The sequence below is a fragment of the Saliniramus sp. genome, assembly GCF_035311605.1.
GTDB lineage: Bacteria > Pseudomonadota > Alphaproteobacteria > Rhizobiales > Beijerinckiaceae > Saliniramus.
Genome location: NZ_DATGCW010000017.1, coordinates 1 through 14,443, shown reverse-complemented (window position 1 = coordinate 14,443; position 14,443 = coordinate 1). Strand labels below are relative to the sequence as shown.

Sequence of the window (14,443 nt, the reverse complement as noted above, 5' to 3'; positions counted from 1 at the left end):
ATTGCGAGCAGGAGGATGCCGATGACGGCGTCACCCCTCAAAAGCTTGCGCGGCAGCTGCATTCACGTTTCCTCTGAAACACGGGAAACCCGCGACCTGGCGGCGATGACGAAAGGGAAGTATCATGCGGTTGCAGGCGATCCGCGCGCAACCGCATGAAGAGCAGGCCGGCGCCGCAGCGCCGGCACACCGGTTCAGTCGGTCAGGCCAAGATCGGCCATGAGCTGCCCGATCACCGGAGCGATGGCCGCCATATAGGCGGTAGAGGCCTCCCGATCGAGCCAGCGTTCACCGATTCCGGTCTGCTCGGCCCAGGCCAGGAATTCCGGATCCTGGAAGGTGTCGTACATGGCCTGTTCGAGCACTTCCACGATCTCGACCGGCGTGCCGGGAGGCGCCGCGAGCAAGCGGAAGCTACCATAGACGACATCGTGACCGAGTTCGACGAAGGTCGGCACGTCGGGCGCCATCTCGACGCGCTCGTCACCCATCACCGCCAGCACACGCATCTCGCCCGAGCGGACGTATTCCATCACGGGCGGCAGGCTGATCACCGCAGCCATGGTCTCCCCGCCGAGCAGCGAGGTGACCTGCGGCGCGGCGCTCTCATAAGGGACATGGTTGAGTTCGATGCCGATTTCCTGCTCCATGGCCACCGCATGCTGATGCCAGACGCCCCCGGTGGAAGCGTTCGAGACGGTCACGCCGCCGGGTTCGGCCTCGGCTGCGGCGATGAATTCATCGAGGTTGTCGAAATCCTCCGCGCGCACCACGAGGGCGCTGGCATGTTCGGTCACCATGCCGATCAGCTCGAAATCCTCCCATGAGACCGGGGCCATGTTCTGATATTCGACGGTGAGAATATCGTAGGTCAGGGTACCGATCGTATAGCCGTCGGACGGCGCACCCTTGAGCGTCATCCAGCCGACCGAGCCGACGCCGCCGGTGACGTTGTCGGTATAGATCGACGTACCCAGATGCTTCTGCATGTACTCGACGAAGCCCCGCATCACCGTGTCCGATCCGCCACCCGCGCCCCAGGGCATGATGTGACGCACTTCGCGGTCGGACTCGGGATACTCGGCCTGTGCCGGTCCGGCCAGTACGAGTGCCCCGGCCATCAGGCCGGCGCCGAGAATGGATAGATTGCGAATTCCCTGCATGATCCTGGTTCCCCTGTTGTTGTCATGGTTCTCGTTTACGAAACGCAATTACGGGCCTTCTCTCTTGCGTAGACGCCCTGTTTACGGATCGCGACCGGCCGCGACCGGCATCCCGCTCGCGCATGCGACCCTTATGCGCGAAACCTGTCGGGCGCGTAGGGCGCCGGATCGATATTGGACGGCGTTCCCGCGATCATTCCCGCGAGCAGGCGCCCGGTCTTGGGGCCGCCGGTGAGGCCGATATGGTGGTGGCCGAACGCCGTATGAACACCCGTGCCGCCCACCTCGCCGATCAGCGGCAGACTGTCGGCGGGGGCCGGGCGATGGCCGAGCCATTCCTCCTCGCTGCTTGCCTCGAGATCGGGGAAGGCGCGGCGCACCTGACGCCGCAACAGCGTCAGCGGGCTTCGGGAAGGCCCGGCTTCGAGGCCGCCGAATTCGACGATTCCGGCACAACGCAGACCGCCTTCCATCGGCGTCGCCACGAATTTGCCGCTCGCCACCATGATCGGGCAACGCGGGCCGTTCTGTGCGTTCTCGAAGACGATGTGATAGCCGCGCTCACTCTCCAGCGGCACATTCAGACCAAGCTTCTTCATCAGGGGCTTCGACCAGACGCCGGTGGCGATGACGCACTCGGTGCATGCAAAGCGCCCGGCATCCGTCTCGACGGCGTTGATGCGCCCGCCCGAGAGATCGAAGTCCTGCGCGCTCGCCGTCACGATGGTGCCGCCCATGCCCGCGAAGACTTCCGCGAGACGCGCGACATAGCCGCCCGGATCGCGTACGAAGCCGTGATCGCTCACGCTGACGAGGCAGCCGATATCGCGCCCGAGTGACGGCTCGTATTCGCGCAATTGCGCGCCCTCGCGCACCACCGGGCGAAAGCCTGCCTCCTCGCGGATCTGCCAGGTATAGGAATCCGCTTCGAACGCCGCGCGGTCGGCATAGGCGAAGCAATAATCGCTGTCCTGTACGAGCGCGGCGGCGGGCGTGCCGTCGGCGAGGGCGTGATGCTGTTCGACGCTGTCGGCGACGATCGGGGTGAGCCCCCGGGCGATGCGCCGGGTATCGGTATCATTGGCATGGGCGAGATACCGCATCAGCCAAGGCGCGAGCCTGGGCAGATAGGACCAGCGCAGGAAGAGCGGAAAATCCGGGTTCATCAGCATGCGCGGCGCCTTGCCGATCAGCCCCGGTGCAGTGACGGGCGCCACCGAGCAGGCGGCCAGCACGCCGGCATTGCCATAGGAGGTGCCCTGTCCGGGAGGAGCGCGGTCGATCAGGGTGACAGGGATGCCGGCGCGGCGCAGCCAGATGCCGGTGGAAACGCCGACGATCCCGGCACCGATCACCACCACATGCTTCGTTTCGCGCTCCCCCTGTGCCATCTGCTTCATCCCATCCAGCGCCGCACCGGCGCCGCGGCTTCTTCCAGCGGCTGGGCGATGATATCGACCAGCGTCGGCCCGTCCGTCTCCACCGCCTCGCGCAGCACCCGCTCCAGATCCTCCGGGCGCTCGACGCGCCAGGACTTGACGCCATAAGCGGCGGCGACGGCAGCGTGGTCGGTGCGCCCGAAATCCACATTGTAGTAACGCGCGCCCTTGTCCGCCTTCTGGCTCGCCTTGATCCAGCCATAGGCGGAATTCGACATCACCACGAAGGTGATGGGTGCGCGCGCGCGGCAGATGGTTTCGAGTTCGCCGGCCGTGAAGCCGAAGGAGCCGTCGCCCATCAGCGCCACCACCTTGCTGTCGGGGCGCCCGTACCACGCCCCGAGCGAGGCCGAGAGCGAATAGCCCAAAGCCCCGTGGGCGCGGTTGGTGATGAAATGGCGGCCCGGACGCGGCAGGGTGAAATAGGCCGAGAAATACGGGCAGGTCGTGCCCGGATCGGAGACCAGTGTCGCGGTTTCCGGCAGGATCTTCTGCAAGGTGGCGACGACGCGCTCGGGACGCAGGGGCGTCTCGTTGGTCTCGGCATGGCGCATGAAGGCCTCGAACTTGCGCCGGCGGATATCGGAGGCGATCTCCGCGCCGCGAAAACGTGCGCTGGCATCCTCACGCGCATCGAGCGCGGCATTGAGCTGGTCGAGGGCGAGCCGCAGATCGCCCAGCACCGCGACTTCGGCCTGGTAATTGGCGCCCAGCACCATCGGGTCACTGTCGAAATGCACGATGCGCGATCCCGGATCCGGCGCTTCCCAGCGCGCGGTGGTGGTCGAGCCGGCGCGGCAGCCCATGAAGACGACGAGATCGGCACTCGTCATCGCTTCCCAGGTTTCGTCCGTACCGCCATTCGAGCCGACCACGCCGACGCAGACGGGATTCGTCTCCGCAAGCGAGCCCTGGCCGGAAATCGAGGTGGCGACGGGGATGTCGAGCCGGTTCGCGAAACGCTCCAGCGCCGCCATCGCCCCGGCGATTACCACGCCACCGCCGCAGACGATCAGCGGGCGTTTGGCCGAGAGGATCGCATCGAGCGCAGCCTCCGCCGCACCGGGTTCCGGCGCCTGCGGATAGGCGGGGTAACGGCCGAGCCTGGGATCGGCCCAGATGTCGGCAGGATCGACGTCGTCATACTGGATGTCGTAGGGCAGCCCGAGATGCGCCGAGCCGGGACGCCCGGTGGTCATGGCGCGAAACGCCGCACGCATCATGCGGGGGATATGCTCGGCCTTGCGGATCACCGTGTTCCATTTGGTCAGGGGGCGCATCATCGCCTCCTGATCGACCTCGGTCAGCGGAAACTTGCCATAGGTGGAGACGGAGATGTCGGTGGTGATGGCGAGCACGGGGATGGAGCTCTCCCCCGCCTCGATCAGACCCGGCAGGATATAGGTGGCCCCACCGCCGGAGGGTCCCTCGCAGACACCGACCTTGCCGGTGACGCGGGCATAGGCATCGGCCATGTAGGTCGCCGAGCGCTCGTCACGGGTGAGCACATGGGTGATGCCGTGATCGAGCTGGAGCATGGCGTCATAGAGCGGCAGACTGGTATCGCCACACAGGCCGAAGACGTGTTTCACGTCATGCGCCTGCAACATGCGCACCATGGCCGCGGCGCCGTTCATCCGGTTGGACACGTGCGATCTCCGACTTGCCGGTCACAGTCGATCTGCGACCTGATTGGATCAGGCGGCGAAAGTTTCTGTCAATGCAGGGTTTTTTCGCCTCATCTATTGTATACAGTACGGCATGCAATATGCTGTGCAAGTGTGAAATGTAACGCATGGCGTGTGAAACGGCCCATCCGGATGTGGTGCGGGCGTGCGGGGGTGAGGATGGCGCGAGGCAATGTCGACCGGATTCATGCGCAGCTGCGGCGCATGGCGGCCGATTTCGAGATCAGACCGGCAACGCGCATCAACGAAGCGCGCATGGCAACCGAACTCGGCGTCAGCCGCACGCCCCTGCGTGAGGCGCTCAACCGCCTCGTCGCCGAGGGCTTCCTGACCTTCCAGAGCAATCATGGCTTCTTCTGCCGCGCCCTCGATCCGCAGCAATTGCTGGATCTCTACGAGGCGCGCGCGGCGATCGAATGCGAGGGGCTGCGGCTCGCCGTCATGCGCGGCAGTGATGCCGATATCGCGTCGCTCGCGCGCTTCCATGACGAGACGCGCGATGAATATGCCGGCTGCACCGACCCGTTGCGCCAGCTTGCCATCGACGAGGAATTCCATGCCCGGATCATGGCGCTGTCGGGCAATGGCGAACTCGCGCGCCTGCTCGACAACATCAACGGACGCATCCGCTATGTGCGCATGATCGGGCTGAAGGATTTCTATGAGCGCGCCCGCGCCGGGGAGGGAGCGATAGCCGGGGAGGGGTTGCTAACCGGGGAGCGGATGGCCCAGGATCCGCGCGCCGCGCGTCAGAGCCGCGCCGATCATGCCGCGATCCTTGCAGCCATCATGGTGCGCGATAACGACCGGGCCACCGCCCTGATGCGCGAGCATATCGAATGGCGACTCGCCGACGCCACCCGCGCGGTAGGCCTCGCCATCTATGAGATCCACCGCAACAGTGCCTGAGGGCGCCATGAGCGCGCATCAGGCGGCGAGGCCGCCATCGACGATCAGGGTCTGGCCAGTCACGTAGGAGGCCTTCGGAGAGACGAGATAAGCAACCGCATCGGCGATCTCGGAGGCAGCGGCATAGCGGCCCATCGGGATGTGTGCCAGGCGGGCATCGGTTGGCTCGCGGGTATCGACGAAGCCCGGTGCGACGGCGTTGATGCGGATGCCATCCGCCGCGAGAGGCTTGGCCGCGAGGCGGATATAGCCGTCGAGCGCGGCGCGCTGGGCCACGGAGGGGGCAAAGTCCTGATCGGTCCGGGCGATGGCGAAGCTCGACAGGGCGCAGATCGCGCCCTTGCTCTCGGCCAGCGCGGCACGGGCATGGCGCACGAGGCGGACCGTGGGCAGCATCATCATGTCGAGGGCGCCGTGCCAGTCTTCATCGGTAAGATCGAGCACCGGCTTCTTGGCTGCATGGCCGGAATTGGGCACGATCGCATCGATCCGCCCGCTCGTTGCGAGCGCGGCCTCGACGAAACCGGTGAGATCCTCTGCCTTGCTGACGTCGCCCCGAAAGGCGAATCCGCCGATTTCCCGCGCCAGCGCTTCGGCCTTGTCCGAGCGCGCCATCACGCCCACGCGATAGCCTTCTGCGGCCAGTGCGCGCGCCACCGCGCCGCCGATTCCCCCGCTCGCCGCCGTCACCAGAGCCGTCTTCCGCATGATCGATCCTTCCCCTCGATGCTTCGCGCAGGAAGCGATCACGCGGCGGTCTTGCGCTTTTCGTATTGTCCGTGCTTGCGGAAGCGCTTGAGATAGCCCGGTACGATCGCCTCGAGCGAGGTCGGCGTGATTCCCAGAGCCGCGAATGTGCGCCCCTGGGCCTCGGCTTGCGGCGAAACGACATTGTCGTCTTCGAGCATCAGAAGCTGGTCGCGGGTGAGCACGATCTCATCCGGCATCAGGCCAAAGGTGAATCGGTCGAGGGTTTCGGTGATGCTGGCCTGGAGCCGCGCGAGGGCCGGGGGCATCGCCGCGATGATGCGCTTGCGCTCGGTGACTTCGAGCACATAGGCGAGCAATTCGCGGAAGCTGTAGATGCCTGGGCCGCCGAGTTCGTAGATCTTGCCGCCTTCGACCTTGTTGTCAACGGCCCGCGCCACCGCCTCGGCCACGTCACCGGCATAGACCGGCTGGAAACGCGAATCGGCACAGGCGATTGGCAGGACGGGGAAGACACGCGCCAGCGCCGCGAAACGGTTGAAGAAGGAATCACCCGGCCCGAAGACGATGGAGGGGCGCAGGATCACCGCCTGCGGTGCGACGGCCAGAACCCGCGCCTCTCCCTCGGCCTTGGTGCGCCCGTATTGCGCGGGGCTGTCGGCATCGGCGCCGATGGCCGAGACCTGCACCATGCGCGCGCCGTTCTCGCTCGCTGCCCGCGCCACCGTCTCGGCGCCGACGGTCTGCAGCGCCTCGAAGGTCTGGCGACCGCCCTGCTGCAGGATGCCGACGAGATTGACCACCGCATCCGCGCCCTGCGCCGCCGCGCGCACCGATTCGGGATAACGCAGATTGGCCTGGACCGCGTGAATCTGGCCGACGGCACCGAGCGGCTGCAGGTTCTGCGCGAGATCGGGCCGGCGCACGGCGACGCGCACCCGGTAGCCGCGTCTGGCCAGTGTCTGCACGACGAACCGGCCGAGAAAGCCTGATCCGCCGAAGACGGTCACGAGTTTCCCGGTCACGGGATGCGGCTGCTGGTTGGAGGCGCTCATCATCATCCCCTGAAAACTGTCTGTCGACACTACATCGACACGGGGCGTTCAATAGTCAAATCCGGCCCGCCTGTGAAGCGCCGTTTGCACCGCATCATCAGCGCGAGAGCATGAGGCCGCCATCCACCGTCACCGTCTGGCCCGTCACCATGGCCGCCCCGGCCAGCAGATAGACCATCACTTCCGCGATATCCTCCGGCGTGCAGCGCCGCTCCAGCAGCGCTTTCTCGGCACTGGCCCGCCGCTTGTCCGGCGTCCATTCCACCATCCAGGGCGAATCCACCGCACCCGGCGCCACCGCATTGACGCGCACCTGTGGCGCGAGTCCGCGCGCGAGATTCTTGGTCAGGCTGATCACGCCAGCCTTGGTCGCGCCATAGGCCATTGAGGAGCCGGGGCTGTCGAGCCCGGCGATCGAGGCGACGTTCACCACGGCGCCATGGCGTTCACGCAAGGCCTCCGCCGCTGCACGCGTGCAGCGAAACAGTCCGCGCAGGTTGACCTGAAGGACCGTCTCCCAGAGTTCCTCACTCATCGCGTCGAGCTCCGCCGGCGGGATCTGGCGCGTCGTGCCCGGCGTGCCGGCATTGTTGACGAGCCAGTCGAGCCCGCCCAGAGCCGCTATCGCGTCGCGCACCATGCGCGGCCCGTCATCGCCGTCCCCGACATTTCCAGGCGCGGCGATGACGTCGTGCCCGAGATCACGCAGCCGCGCGACTTCCTCGGGGCCGCGCGGATCGCCTTCCAGATGGTTGAGCGCGACGCGCGCGCCCGATGCGGCGAGCAATGTGACCGTCGCGAGCCCGATTCCCGAGGCGCCGCCGGTCACCAGCGCGGTGCGTCCGGTGAGATCATAGCTGATCATGGCTTGCCACCCTCAGAATCCGCTGCCTGTTCGCCTTCCTGCTCACCCAGGAGCTTCAGAAGCGCGATCAGCCGCGCATCGCGTTCGGCTTCGAGCTCTTCCATGGAGCGCCCCGCCATCAGCGCGTCGACGCCTTCGATCAGGGCGTTCTTGAGCGCGTCGTCGAAGACAGGCGTGCGCTGCATCGTCGCCCACCAGGCCTCGAAGGCCGGGCCGAACTGCTCCACCGAGGCGCGGATGCCGCCGCGCCCGCCGGTCATGTTGAAGATCATGTTGGGGCCGTAGAGCGCGTAGCGCAGGCCGGGCCCCTGGGCGATCGCCGCGTCGATATCGGCGGCATCGGCGAGTCCGTCCTGGAGGCAGTTGAAGGCCTCGCGCCAGAGCGCGACCTGGAGCCGGTTGGCGAGATGGCCGGGCACCTCCTTCCTGAGCATGATCGGATGCTTGCCGATATGTGCGTAGAAGGCATGCGCCCATTGCGCTGCTTCCGGATCGGTGAATCGCGAGGCCACCACCTCGACCAGCGGGATCAGATGCGGCGGGTTGAAGGGATGGCCCACCACGAAACGCGGCGCGCTTTCCAGCTCCGACACGAGATCACTGAGGATCAGTCCCGATGTCGAAGTGGCGAGAATGCTGCGTGAGGGGAGGGCAGCGTCGATGCGCTTGTAGAGCGCCTGCTTGATTTCCAGACGCTCCGTAGCATTCTCCTGCACGAAATCCGCCTGCGCCACTGCCTCTTCGGGCGTGTCGACGCAGGTGAGCCGGCCGGTGGGGCTGCGCGCTGCGCCAGTCTGTTCGACCTGCGGGATGGCATGGGCAACGAAGGCTTCAAGCCGCGCGCGCCAGCCATCGGCGGGATCCCAGGCGACGACATCGTAGCCGCGTGCGAGAAACCACGAGGCCCAGCTCGCACCGATCGTGCCGGATCCCAGCACAGCGATGCGGCGCACCCCGGCGACGGGGACGTAACCGCCCATATCTTCCTCCCTGACGATGATCGTTCTTCTGCTGCTTCATAGGAGCACCGAAAGTCCGCTTGCGGCCAGTGATGAAACCGTGACGAAGGGCGCTTTCCGGTGAGGCGCGATGCCCGCACCGCGTCCCGGCGGGCTTTTCCCCGCACGGCTTCACGGCTAACCTGCGGGTGGGATTGCCATGTTGTTGCAACGAGAAGAGCATCAGGGAGAGCCGGATGAGCGGATATACCATCGCCCTTGATCAGGGCACGACGTCGAGCCGGGCCATCGTCTTCGATGCACAGCTCTCCCCCATCGCGGTGGCACAGCGCGAATTTCCGCAGATCTATCCGCACCCCGGCTGGGTGGAGCACGATCCGGAGGAGATCTGGGCCTCCTGCGTCGCCGTGATCTCCGAGGTGCTTGCCCGCGCCGGGCTGCATGCCGGTGACATCGCGGCGCTCGGCATCACCAACCAGCGCGAGACCGGGATCGTATGGAACCGGCGCACCGGGCGCGCCGTTCACAACGCCATTGTCTGGCAGGATCGCCGCACCGCGCCCGATTGCGCGCGCCGCGTCGCCGCCGGCGAGGAGCCCGCCTTGCGGGCGAAGACCGGGCTGTTGCTCGATTCGTATTTCACTGCGACGAAATACGCCTGGCTTCTGGAGAATGATCCCGGCATCCGCGCCGCCGCGCAGGCCGGCGAACTCGCCTTCGGCACGGTCGATACCTTCCTGATCTGGCGGCTGACCGGCGGGGAGGTCTTCGCCACCGACGCGACCAACGCCTCGCGCACGCTGCTCTACGACATCACGCGCGGGGATTGGGACGATGAATGCCTTGCGGCCTTCGGCATCGCCCGCGACTGGCTGCCTGACGTGCGCGACAGCGCCGGCGATTTCGGTCGGGTGCGCGATGATCTGCTCGGCGGCGCCATCCCGATTCGCGGCGTCGCGGGCGATCAGCAGGCGGCGACGGTGGGGCAGGCCTGCTTCACGCCGGGTATGGCGAAGGTGACCTACGGCACCGGCGCCTTCGCGCTGGTCAATATCGGCACCATGCCGGCTCCCTCGCAGAATCGCCTGCTCACGACGGTGGCCTATCAGATCGCGGGCGTGCGCCATTACGCGCTGGAGGGCGCGATCTTCGTGGCGGGCGCGGCTGTGCAATGGCTACGCGACGGGCTGGGCATCGTCGCCTCCGCGCAGGAAACGCAAGCCCTCGCCGAACGCGCCGATCCCGATCAGGCGGTCTATCTGGTGCCGGCCTTCGTGGGGCTGGGTGCGCCCTGGTGGGATTCGCAGGCGCGCGCCACGCTCTCGGGCATGACACGCGGCACGGGACGTGCCGAAATCGCCCGCGCGGCGCTGGAGAGCGTCTCGCACCAGACCGCCGATCTGCTGGCCGCCATGACGGCGGATATCGAGGCGGCGAACATCCCCGATGCCGGCGGTGACGGGTCGGTCCTGCGCGTCGATGGTGGCATGGTGGCCAATGACTGGCTCCTGCAAAACCTCGCCGACATTCTCGCCAGACCCGTCGATCGCCCCCGCGTGGCCGAGACGACGGCATTGGGAGCGGCCTATCTCGCGGGTCTGGCCGCCGATCTCTATCCGCAGCCGACGGAATTCGCGCGCAGCTGGTCGCGCGAACGCCGTTTCACACCGTCAATGGAGGATGACCGGCGCGCGGAAAAACGCGCCGGCTGGGAGGATGCGTTGCGGCGCACCCTCACTCCGCCGGCGCCGTGAGGGAAACCCGCTCCTCGCGCGCCCCACCGAGACCGAGCAGCGCCAGGAGTGGCGTCAGCGCGATCACGCTCGCGACGAAACCGCCAATCCCGATCAGGGCGATGAAGACGTAATCGATCCCGGCGACGAGATGCGCGAAACCCGCATCCGTCATGGCCGGCGCCGCCGCCATCGCGACGATGCCGACGAGAATGCCGAGAATCGCTGCGATCCGCATCGGCGCGCCGCGGAGGGCGAGCCCACGCATCAACGCGATGGCGTAGAGCGCGAGCACGATCACCGCGAGCCCGATGCCGAGCCAGAGCAGGAATCCCAGCGTTTCCTGCGCGATCACGAAGAGTGTGGCGGGATGAAAATCTTGCATGGTCGTTCCTCCCGGTTCACGCGTAGCCGCGCAGCATGGCGTGGTAGGTGGGCTTGAGCGCCTTTTCCTCGATCACCCAGGAGATCCAGCTCTCCGTCAGCGGGTCGATGAAGGGGAAGGACGGCGTGAGATTGTTGTCGTAATCGAATTCCACCAGCATCGCCGTGCCGACACGGGTGACCAGCGGGCAGGAGGTGTAGCCGTTATAGCGCGCGCTCATCTCGCGCCCCTCGATCATGTCGATCAGGTTGGCGACCGCGACCGGCGCCTGCCACTTCACGCTTGCGGCGGTCTTGCCCTTTGGCACGCCGTTGATGTCGCCGATGCCGAAGATGTTCGGATAGCGGCGGTGCTGCATCGTGTACATGTCGACTTCGAGCCACGAATCAGCGGCATAGGGCCCGTCCTGCCAGCCGAGCGGACTGTCGACGACCGCATCCGGCGCGCGCATCGGCGGGATGAGATGGATGAAGTCGTAGTCGAATTCCGTGAGCCCGTCCGGCGTGCGATAGGTCACGCGCCTGTTGCCCGGATCGATGGCGTGGATGACGTGTTCCCAGCGCGCCGCGATGCCCCGGTCGTCGAAGATCTCTTTTACCTTGTCATTCACCGGCGGCACTGCGAACAGGCCCTGATTATGGGCGTGATAATACAGTTCCGCGCCGCTGCGACGCCCGCGCGTGGTCAGGCGATCCTCGGTCAGGAGCGCGAATTTGAGCGGCGCACCGGCGCATTTCATTTCGCTCGCCGGGCGACCGAAATGACCCTGGCCGCCACTTTCGATGAATGCCTCCATCAACTGCCATGAAGCCGCCGCCTCTGCAGGACCGGCATAGATCGAGGCGATCCCGTTGCTGCCGATCAGGCTGCGCTCCATTCCTTCGACCGCCTCGTAATCGAGATGCAATCCGGTCGCCACGACGAGATAATCATAGGCGATCTCCTGTCCCGTACTGGTCACGACACGGTCGCCGTCCGGATCGAACTCGGCGATATCGGCGCGCACCCAATCGACATTGCGCGGCAGAAAGCGCTCGGTCGAATCGATCACCTGGCCTTCATTCCACACACCTGAACCGACCAGCGTGTAGCCGGGCTGGAAATAGTGGCGTTCCTGACGATCGATGATGGTGATGCGGGCATTGGGCATGCGGCGGGAGAGCTGCGAGGCGGCGGTGAGGCCGCCGGCCCCTGCGCCGGCGATCACGACATGCGCCTGTGCCGCGCTCTGGGCATTGGCTTCGCGGGATGCATTCAGCGCGAAGCCGGAGGCGGCACCTGCTGCGGCGAGGCCGAACAGGGCCTGACGCCGTGTCGGGGCGAAGCTGCCGGAGTCGACCTGCTTCGAGGCATTGTTCTCGGGATGGTTGTTACGCATCGGATTTCCTCTCTCAACCGGCGCGGTTGCCTTATATTAGCTTATTCTTAAATTATTGAACAATTATACGAAGGGTACAACCCCTTTACCATCCGTTGAAACCGGTATTCCGCCGCGCCTGCATCTTTGCGGAACACGCATCACTGCAAGGCGACACGGGGATCGCACGGCCTTGCCGCGACGGATCCGCGCGCCCAATCTCGGGTCATGGTCCAGTAACGGAGGAAACCATGCTGATCGACATGCGCATCTATCGCTGCAAGCCAGGGCGCCTGAAGGCGCATCTCGCGCTCTATGAGAAAAGCGGCAAGGCGCCGCAGACCCGTCATCTGGGTGAACCGCTGGCCTATCTCACCACCGAGACCGGCAATCCCAACGAATATGTCCATATGTGGATGTACCAGGACGCTACCGATCGCGAGCGTCGCCGTGCGGCGATGCAGGCCGATCCCGACTGGCAGGCCTATCTCGCCGCGAGTGCGGAGCTCGGCGCGCTGGAGCATCAGGAAAACAAGCTGATGAAACCGGTCGATTTCTTCGCCGTGCCCGTGCGGGGATGAGGGCGCCCCGCGCGCGGCACACGCTTTCGTCATTGCCCCGCGCGGGCTTTCATAACCCCCCGTTAACCCTGACAGGTCCTTAATCGCAACACGACGATCCGATCTTCGCAACCGCCCGAATCCGCTCATACTTTCGACAGAATCGGCGGCGAACGAAGGATCGGACCGGAGGTGCCTGCGGGGCATTCCTTGTCCGCGCGGCGCATCCGTCGTGAATGCCGTTCGAGCCCGGCGGGACCCGATTGCCCGCCACATGCTCCAGAGAGGACCGTTCGATGAACCCCGCCGATGCGATCGAAGCCGTGCCGCTGGCTTCCCATGATCTCTCGCTCTGGGGCCTGTTCTGGCAGGCCCATATCGTGGTGCAGCTGGTGATGGTCGGGCTCGCAGCCGCCTCGATCTACAGCTGGGCCATCATCATCGACAAGACCCTGACCTTCCGCCGCCTGAACCGGGCGATGGACCGGTTCGAGGATGTGTTCTGGTCGGGCCAGTCGCTCGAGGAATTGTATCGTTCGTTGCAGGACCGCCCGACGACGGGCATGGCCTCGGTCTTCGTCTCGGCCATGCATGAATGGCGCCGTTCCTTCGAGGGCGCGGCGCGTTCCTTCGCCAGCCTGCCCCAGCGTATCGACAAGGTCCTCGACGTGACCATCCAGCGTGAGGTGGACCGGCTCGAGAACCGGCTGATCTTCCTCGCCTCGATCGGCTCCGCCGGCCCCTATCTCGGTCTGTTCGGCACGGTCTGGGGGGTGATGACTGCGTTCACGGCGATTGCTGGCTCCAACAATACCAGCCTTGCCGTTGTGGCGCCGGGCATTGCCGAGGCGCTGTTTGCCACCGCGATCGGCCTGTTTGCCGCAATTCCGGCGGTGATCGCCTACAACAAGCTGCAGAGCGAAGTCTCACGGGCCCAGGCCCGGATGGAGGGCTTTGCCGACGAATTCTCGGCGATCCTGGTCCGCCAGGTCGACGAGCGCATGGCCCAGGCGGCGTGAGGTGTTGCGATGGTGATGTCTCACGGCGGGCCGGGCAATGACGGCGGCGGCGCGCGCCGGCGGCGGCGCGGGCGCAAGCGCGCCATCAACGAGATCAACATGACGCCGTTCATCGACGTCATGCTGGTTCTGCTGATCGTCTTCATGGTCTCGGCCCCGCTGCTCTCGGCGGGGGTACCCCTCGATCTGCCCGAGAGCCGGGCCGGCGCGCTGAATGTCGAGAGCCGGCCGATCACGCTCTCGATCGATGCGCAGGGCCGCGTCTTCCTCGACGATGACGAAATCCCCGACGCGGATATCGTCACGGCGATCGGTGAGCGGGTGAGCGAGGGCGCGCAGGATCGCGTCTATGTGCGCGGCGACCGGCGGGTCGATTACGGACGCGTCGCGGAGGTGATGTCGATCGTCACGGATGGCGGCTACCGGCGCGTGGCACTTGTCACGCTGCCGCAGGCGGAACAGTGAATTCAAAGGGATGACGGCCTTGGCCTCTTGGTTTCGCGAACCGGGACTTCTGCTCAGCACGGTGGCGCATGTCGCGCTGCTGACGGCGGGGCTCGTCTCGTTCTCGCAGATCGCGCCCCTGGCCGACGCCGATGAGGG

General features: G+C 66.1%; 14 protein-coding genes. 5 read left to right on the top strand and 9 right to left on the bottom strand.

From position 1 onward, the window contains the following. Positions 1-194: 194 nt before the first annotated feature. The 3 genes from VKP01_RS00845 to VKP01_RS00835 all read right to left on the bottom strand — a co-directional run bounded on the left by VKP01_RS00845 (position 195) and on the right by VKP01_RS00835 (position 4,251). The gene (locus VKP01_RS00845; protein WP_324409749.1) at positions 195-1,163 is read right to left on the bottom strand and encodes a tripartite tricarboxylate transporter substrate binding protein; all 969 of its coding nucleotides are present in this window, start codon (positions 1,161-1,163) and stop codon (positions 195-197) included. A gap of 131 nt (positions 1,164-1,294) precedes the next feature. After that, on the bottom strand, positions 1,295-2,554 hold the full coding sequence (locus VKP01_RS00840) for an FAD-binding oxidoreductase (RefSeq protein ID WP_324409748.1): 1,260 nt from the start codon (positions 2,552-2,554) through the stop codon (positions 1,295-1,297). A gap of 5 nt (positions 2,555-2,559) precedes the next feature. Then, on the bottom strand, positions 2,560-4,251 hold the full coding sequence (locus VKP01_RS00835) for a thiamine pyrophosphate-binding protein (protein WP_324409747.1): 1,692 nt from the start codon (positions 4,249-4,251) through the stop codon (positions 2,560-2,562). A gap of 198 nt (positions 4,252-4,449) precedes the next feature. Here VKP01_RS00835 and VKP01_RS00830 point away from each other — a divergent pair, with 198 nt between their 5' ends. Beyond that, on the top strand, positions 4,450-5,199 hold the full coding sequence (locus VKP01_RS00830) for a GntR family transcriptional regulator (RefSeq protein WP_324409746.1): 750 nt from the start codon (positions 4,450-4,452) through the stop codon (positions 5,197-5,199). An 18-nt stretch (positions 5,200-5,217) separates the two neighbouring features. Here VKP01_RS00830 and VKP01_RS00825 read toward each other — a convergent pair whose 3' ends face one another. The 4 genes from VKP01_RS00825 to VKP01_RS00810 form a co-directional block, all read right to left on the bottom strand. Then, complete coding sequence (locus VKP01_RS00825) at positions 5,218-5,907, bottom strand: SDR family oxidoreductase (RefSeq protein WP_324409745.1); 690 nt, start codon at positions 5,905-5,907, stop codon at positions 5,218-5,220. A gap of 38 nt (positions 5,908-5,945) precedes the next feature. Further along, positions 5,946-6,962, bottom strand: coding sequence for a complex I NDUFA9 subunit family protein (locus VKP01_RS00820; RefSeq protein ID WP_324409744.1), 1,017 nt, complete (start codon positions 6,960-6,962; stop codon positions 5,946-5,948). A gap of 97 nt (positions 6,963-7,059) precedes the next feature. Next, on the bottom strand, positions 7,060-7,827 hold the full coding sequence (locus VKP01_RS00815) for an SDR family NAD(P)-dependent oxidoreductase (RefSeq protein ID WP_324409743.1): 768 nt from the start codon (positions 7,825-7,827) through the stop codon (positions 7,060-7,062). Next, positions 7,824-8,807: a 3-hydroxyacyl-CoA dehydrogenase NAD-binding domain-containing protein gene (locus VKP01_RS00810; protein ID WP_324409742.1), complete on the bottom strand. Its 984-nt coding sequence runs from the start codon at positions 8,805-8,807 to the stop codon at positions 7,824-7,826. Before VKP01_RS00810 ends, VKP01_RS00815 begins: the two co-directional genes overlap by 4 nt. A 215-nt stretch (positions 8,808-9,022) precedes the next feature. Between VKP01_RS00810 and glpK the strand changes: the two genes are divergently transcribed. Continuing rightward, a complete protein-coding gene (glpK, locus tag VKP01_RS00805; protein ID WP_324409741.1) occupies positions 9,023-10,540 on the top strand; it encodes a glycerol kinase GlpK in 1,518 nt (505 codons plus the stop codon). Here the strand turns inward: glpK and VKP01_RS00800 are convergent. Beyond that, the gene (locus VKP01_RS00800) at positions 10,521-10,904 is read right to left on the bottom strand and encodes a DUF5368 family protein (protein ID WP_324409740.1); all 384 of its coding nucleotides are present in this window, start codon (positions 10,902-10,904) and stop codon (positions 10,521-10,523) included. The two genes, glpK and VKP01_RS00800, sit on opposite strands and share 20 nt — an antisense overlap. Before the next feature lie 16 nt (positions 10,905-10,920). Beyond that, on the bottom strand, positions 10,921-12,282 hold the full coding sequence (locus tag VKP01_RS00795; protein WP_324409739.1) for an FAD/NAD(P)-binding oxidoreductase: 1,362 nt from the start codon (positions 12,280-12,282) through the stop codon (positions 10,921-10,923). Positions 12,283-12,512: 230 nt separating this feature from the next. Between VKP01_RS00795 and VKP01_RS00790 the strand changes: the two genes are divergently transcribed. The 3 genes from VKP01_RS00790 to VKP01_RS00780 all read left to right on the top strand — a co-directional run bounded on the left by VKP01_RS00790 (position 12,513) and on the right by VKP01_RS00780 (position 14,305). After that, positions 12,513-12,842, top strand: a complete 330-nt coding sequence (locus tag VKP01_RS00790) for an NIPSNAP family protein (protein WP_324409738.1) — start codon at positions 12,513-12,515, stop codon at positions 12,840-12,842. 275 nt (positions 12,843-13,117) lie between these two features. After that, on the top strand, positions 13,118-13,840 hold the full coding sequence (tolQ, locus tag VKP01_RS00785) for a protein TolQ (RefSeq protein WP_324409737.1): 723 nt from the start codon (positions 13,118-13,120) through the stop codon (positions 13,838-13,840). Between the two features lie 9 nt (positions 13,841-13,849). Then, positions 13,850-14,305, top strand: a complete 456-nt coding sequence (locus VKP01_RS00780) for a biopolymer transporter ExbD (protein ID WP_324409736.1) — start codon at positions 13,850-13,852, stop codon at positions 14,303-14,305. Positions 14,306-14,443 lie beyond the last annotated feature (138 nt).

Bases quoted from the DNA above. Each gene is read 5' to 3' on its own strand.
- VKP01_RS00845 (WP_324409749.1), bottom strand. From the start codon at position 1,163: ATGCAGGGAATTCGCAATCTATCCATTCTCGGCGCCGGCCTGATGGCC.
- VKP01_RS00840 (WP_324409748.1), bottom strand. From the start codon at position 2,554: ATGGCACAGGGGGAGCGCGAAACGAAGCATGTGGTGGTGATCGGTGCC.
- VKP01_RS00830 (WP_324409746.1), top strand. From the start codon at position 4,450: ATGGCGCGAGGCAATGTCGACCGGATTCATGCGCAGCTGCGGCGCATG.
- VKP01_RS00825 (WP_324409745.1), bottom strand. From the start codon at position 5,907: ATGCGGAAGACGGCTCTGGTGACGGCGGCGAGCGGGGGAATCGGCGGC.
- VKP01_RS00820 (WP_324409744.1), bottom strand. From the start codon at position 6,962: ATGAGCGCCTCCAACCAGCAGCCGCATCCCGTGACCGGGAAACTCGTG.
- VKP01_RS00815 (WP_324409743.1), bottom strand. From the start codon at position 7,827: ATGATCAGCTATGATCTCACCGGACGCACCGCGCTGGTGACCGGCGGC.
- VKP01_RS00810 (WP_324409742.1), bottom strand. From the start codon at position 8,807: ATGGGCGGTTACGTCCCCGTCGCCGGGGTGCGCCGCATCGCTGTGCTG.
- glpK (WP_324409741.1), top strand. From the start codon at position 9,023: ATGAGCGGATATACCATCGCCCTTGATCAGGGCACGACGTCGAGCCGG.
- VKP01_RS00800 (WP_324409740.1), bottom strand. From the start codon at position 10,904: ATGCAAGATTTTCATCCCGCCACACTCTTCGTGATCGCGCAGGAAACG.
- VKP01_RS00795 (WP_324409739.1), bottom strand. From the start codon at position 12,282: ATGCGTAACAACCATCCCGAGAACAATGCCTCGAAGCAGGTCGACTCC.
- VKP01_RS00790 (WP_324409738.1), top strand. From the start codon at position 12,513: ATGCTGATCGACATGCGCATCTATCGCTGCAAGCCAGGGCGCCTGAAG.
- tolQ (WP_324409737.1), top strand. From the start codon at position 13,118: ATGAACCCCGCCGATGCGATCGAAGCCGTGCCGCTGGCTTCCCATGAT.
- VKP01_RS00780 (WP_324409736.1), top strand. From the start codon at position 13,850: ATGGTGATGTCTCACGGCGGGCCGGGCAATGACGGCGGCGGCGCGCGC.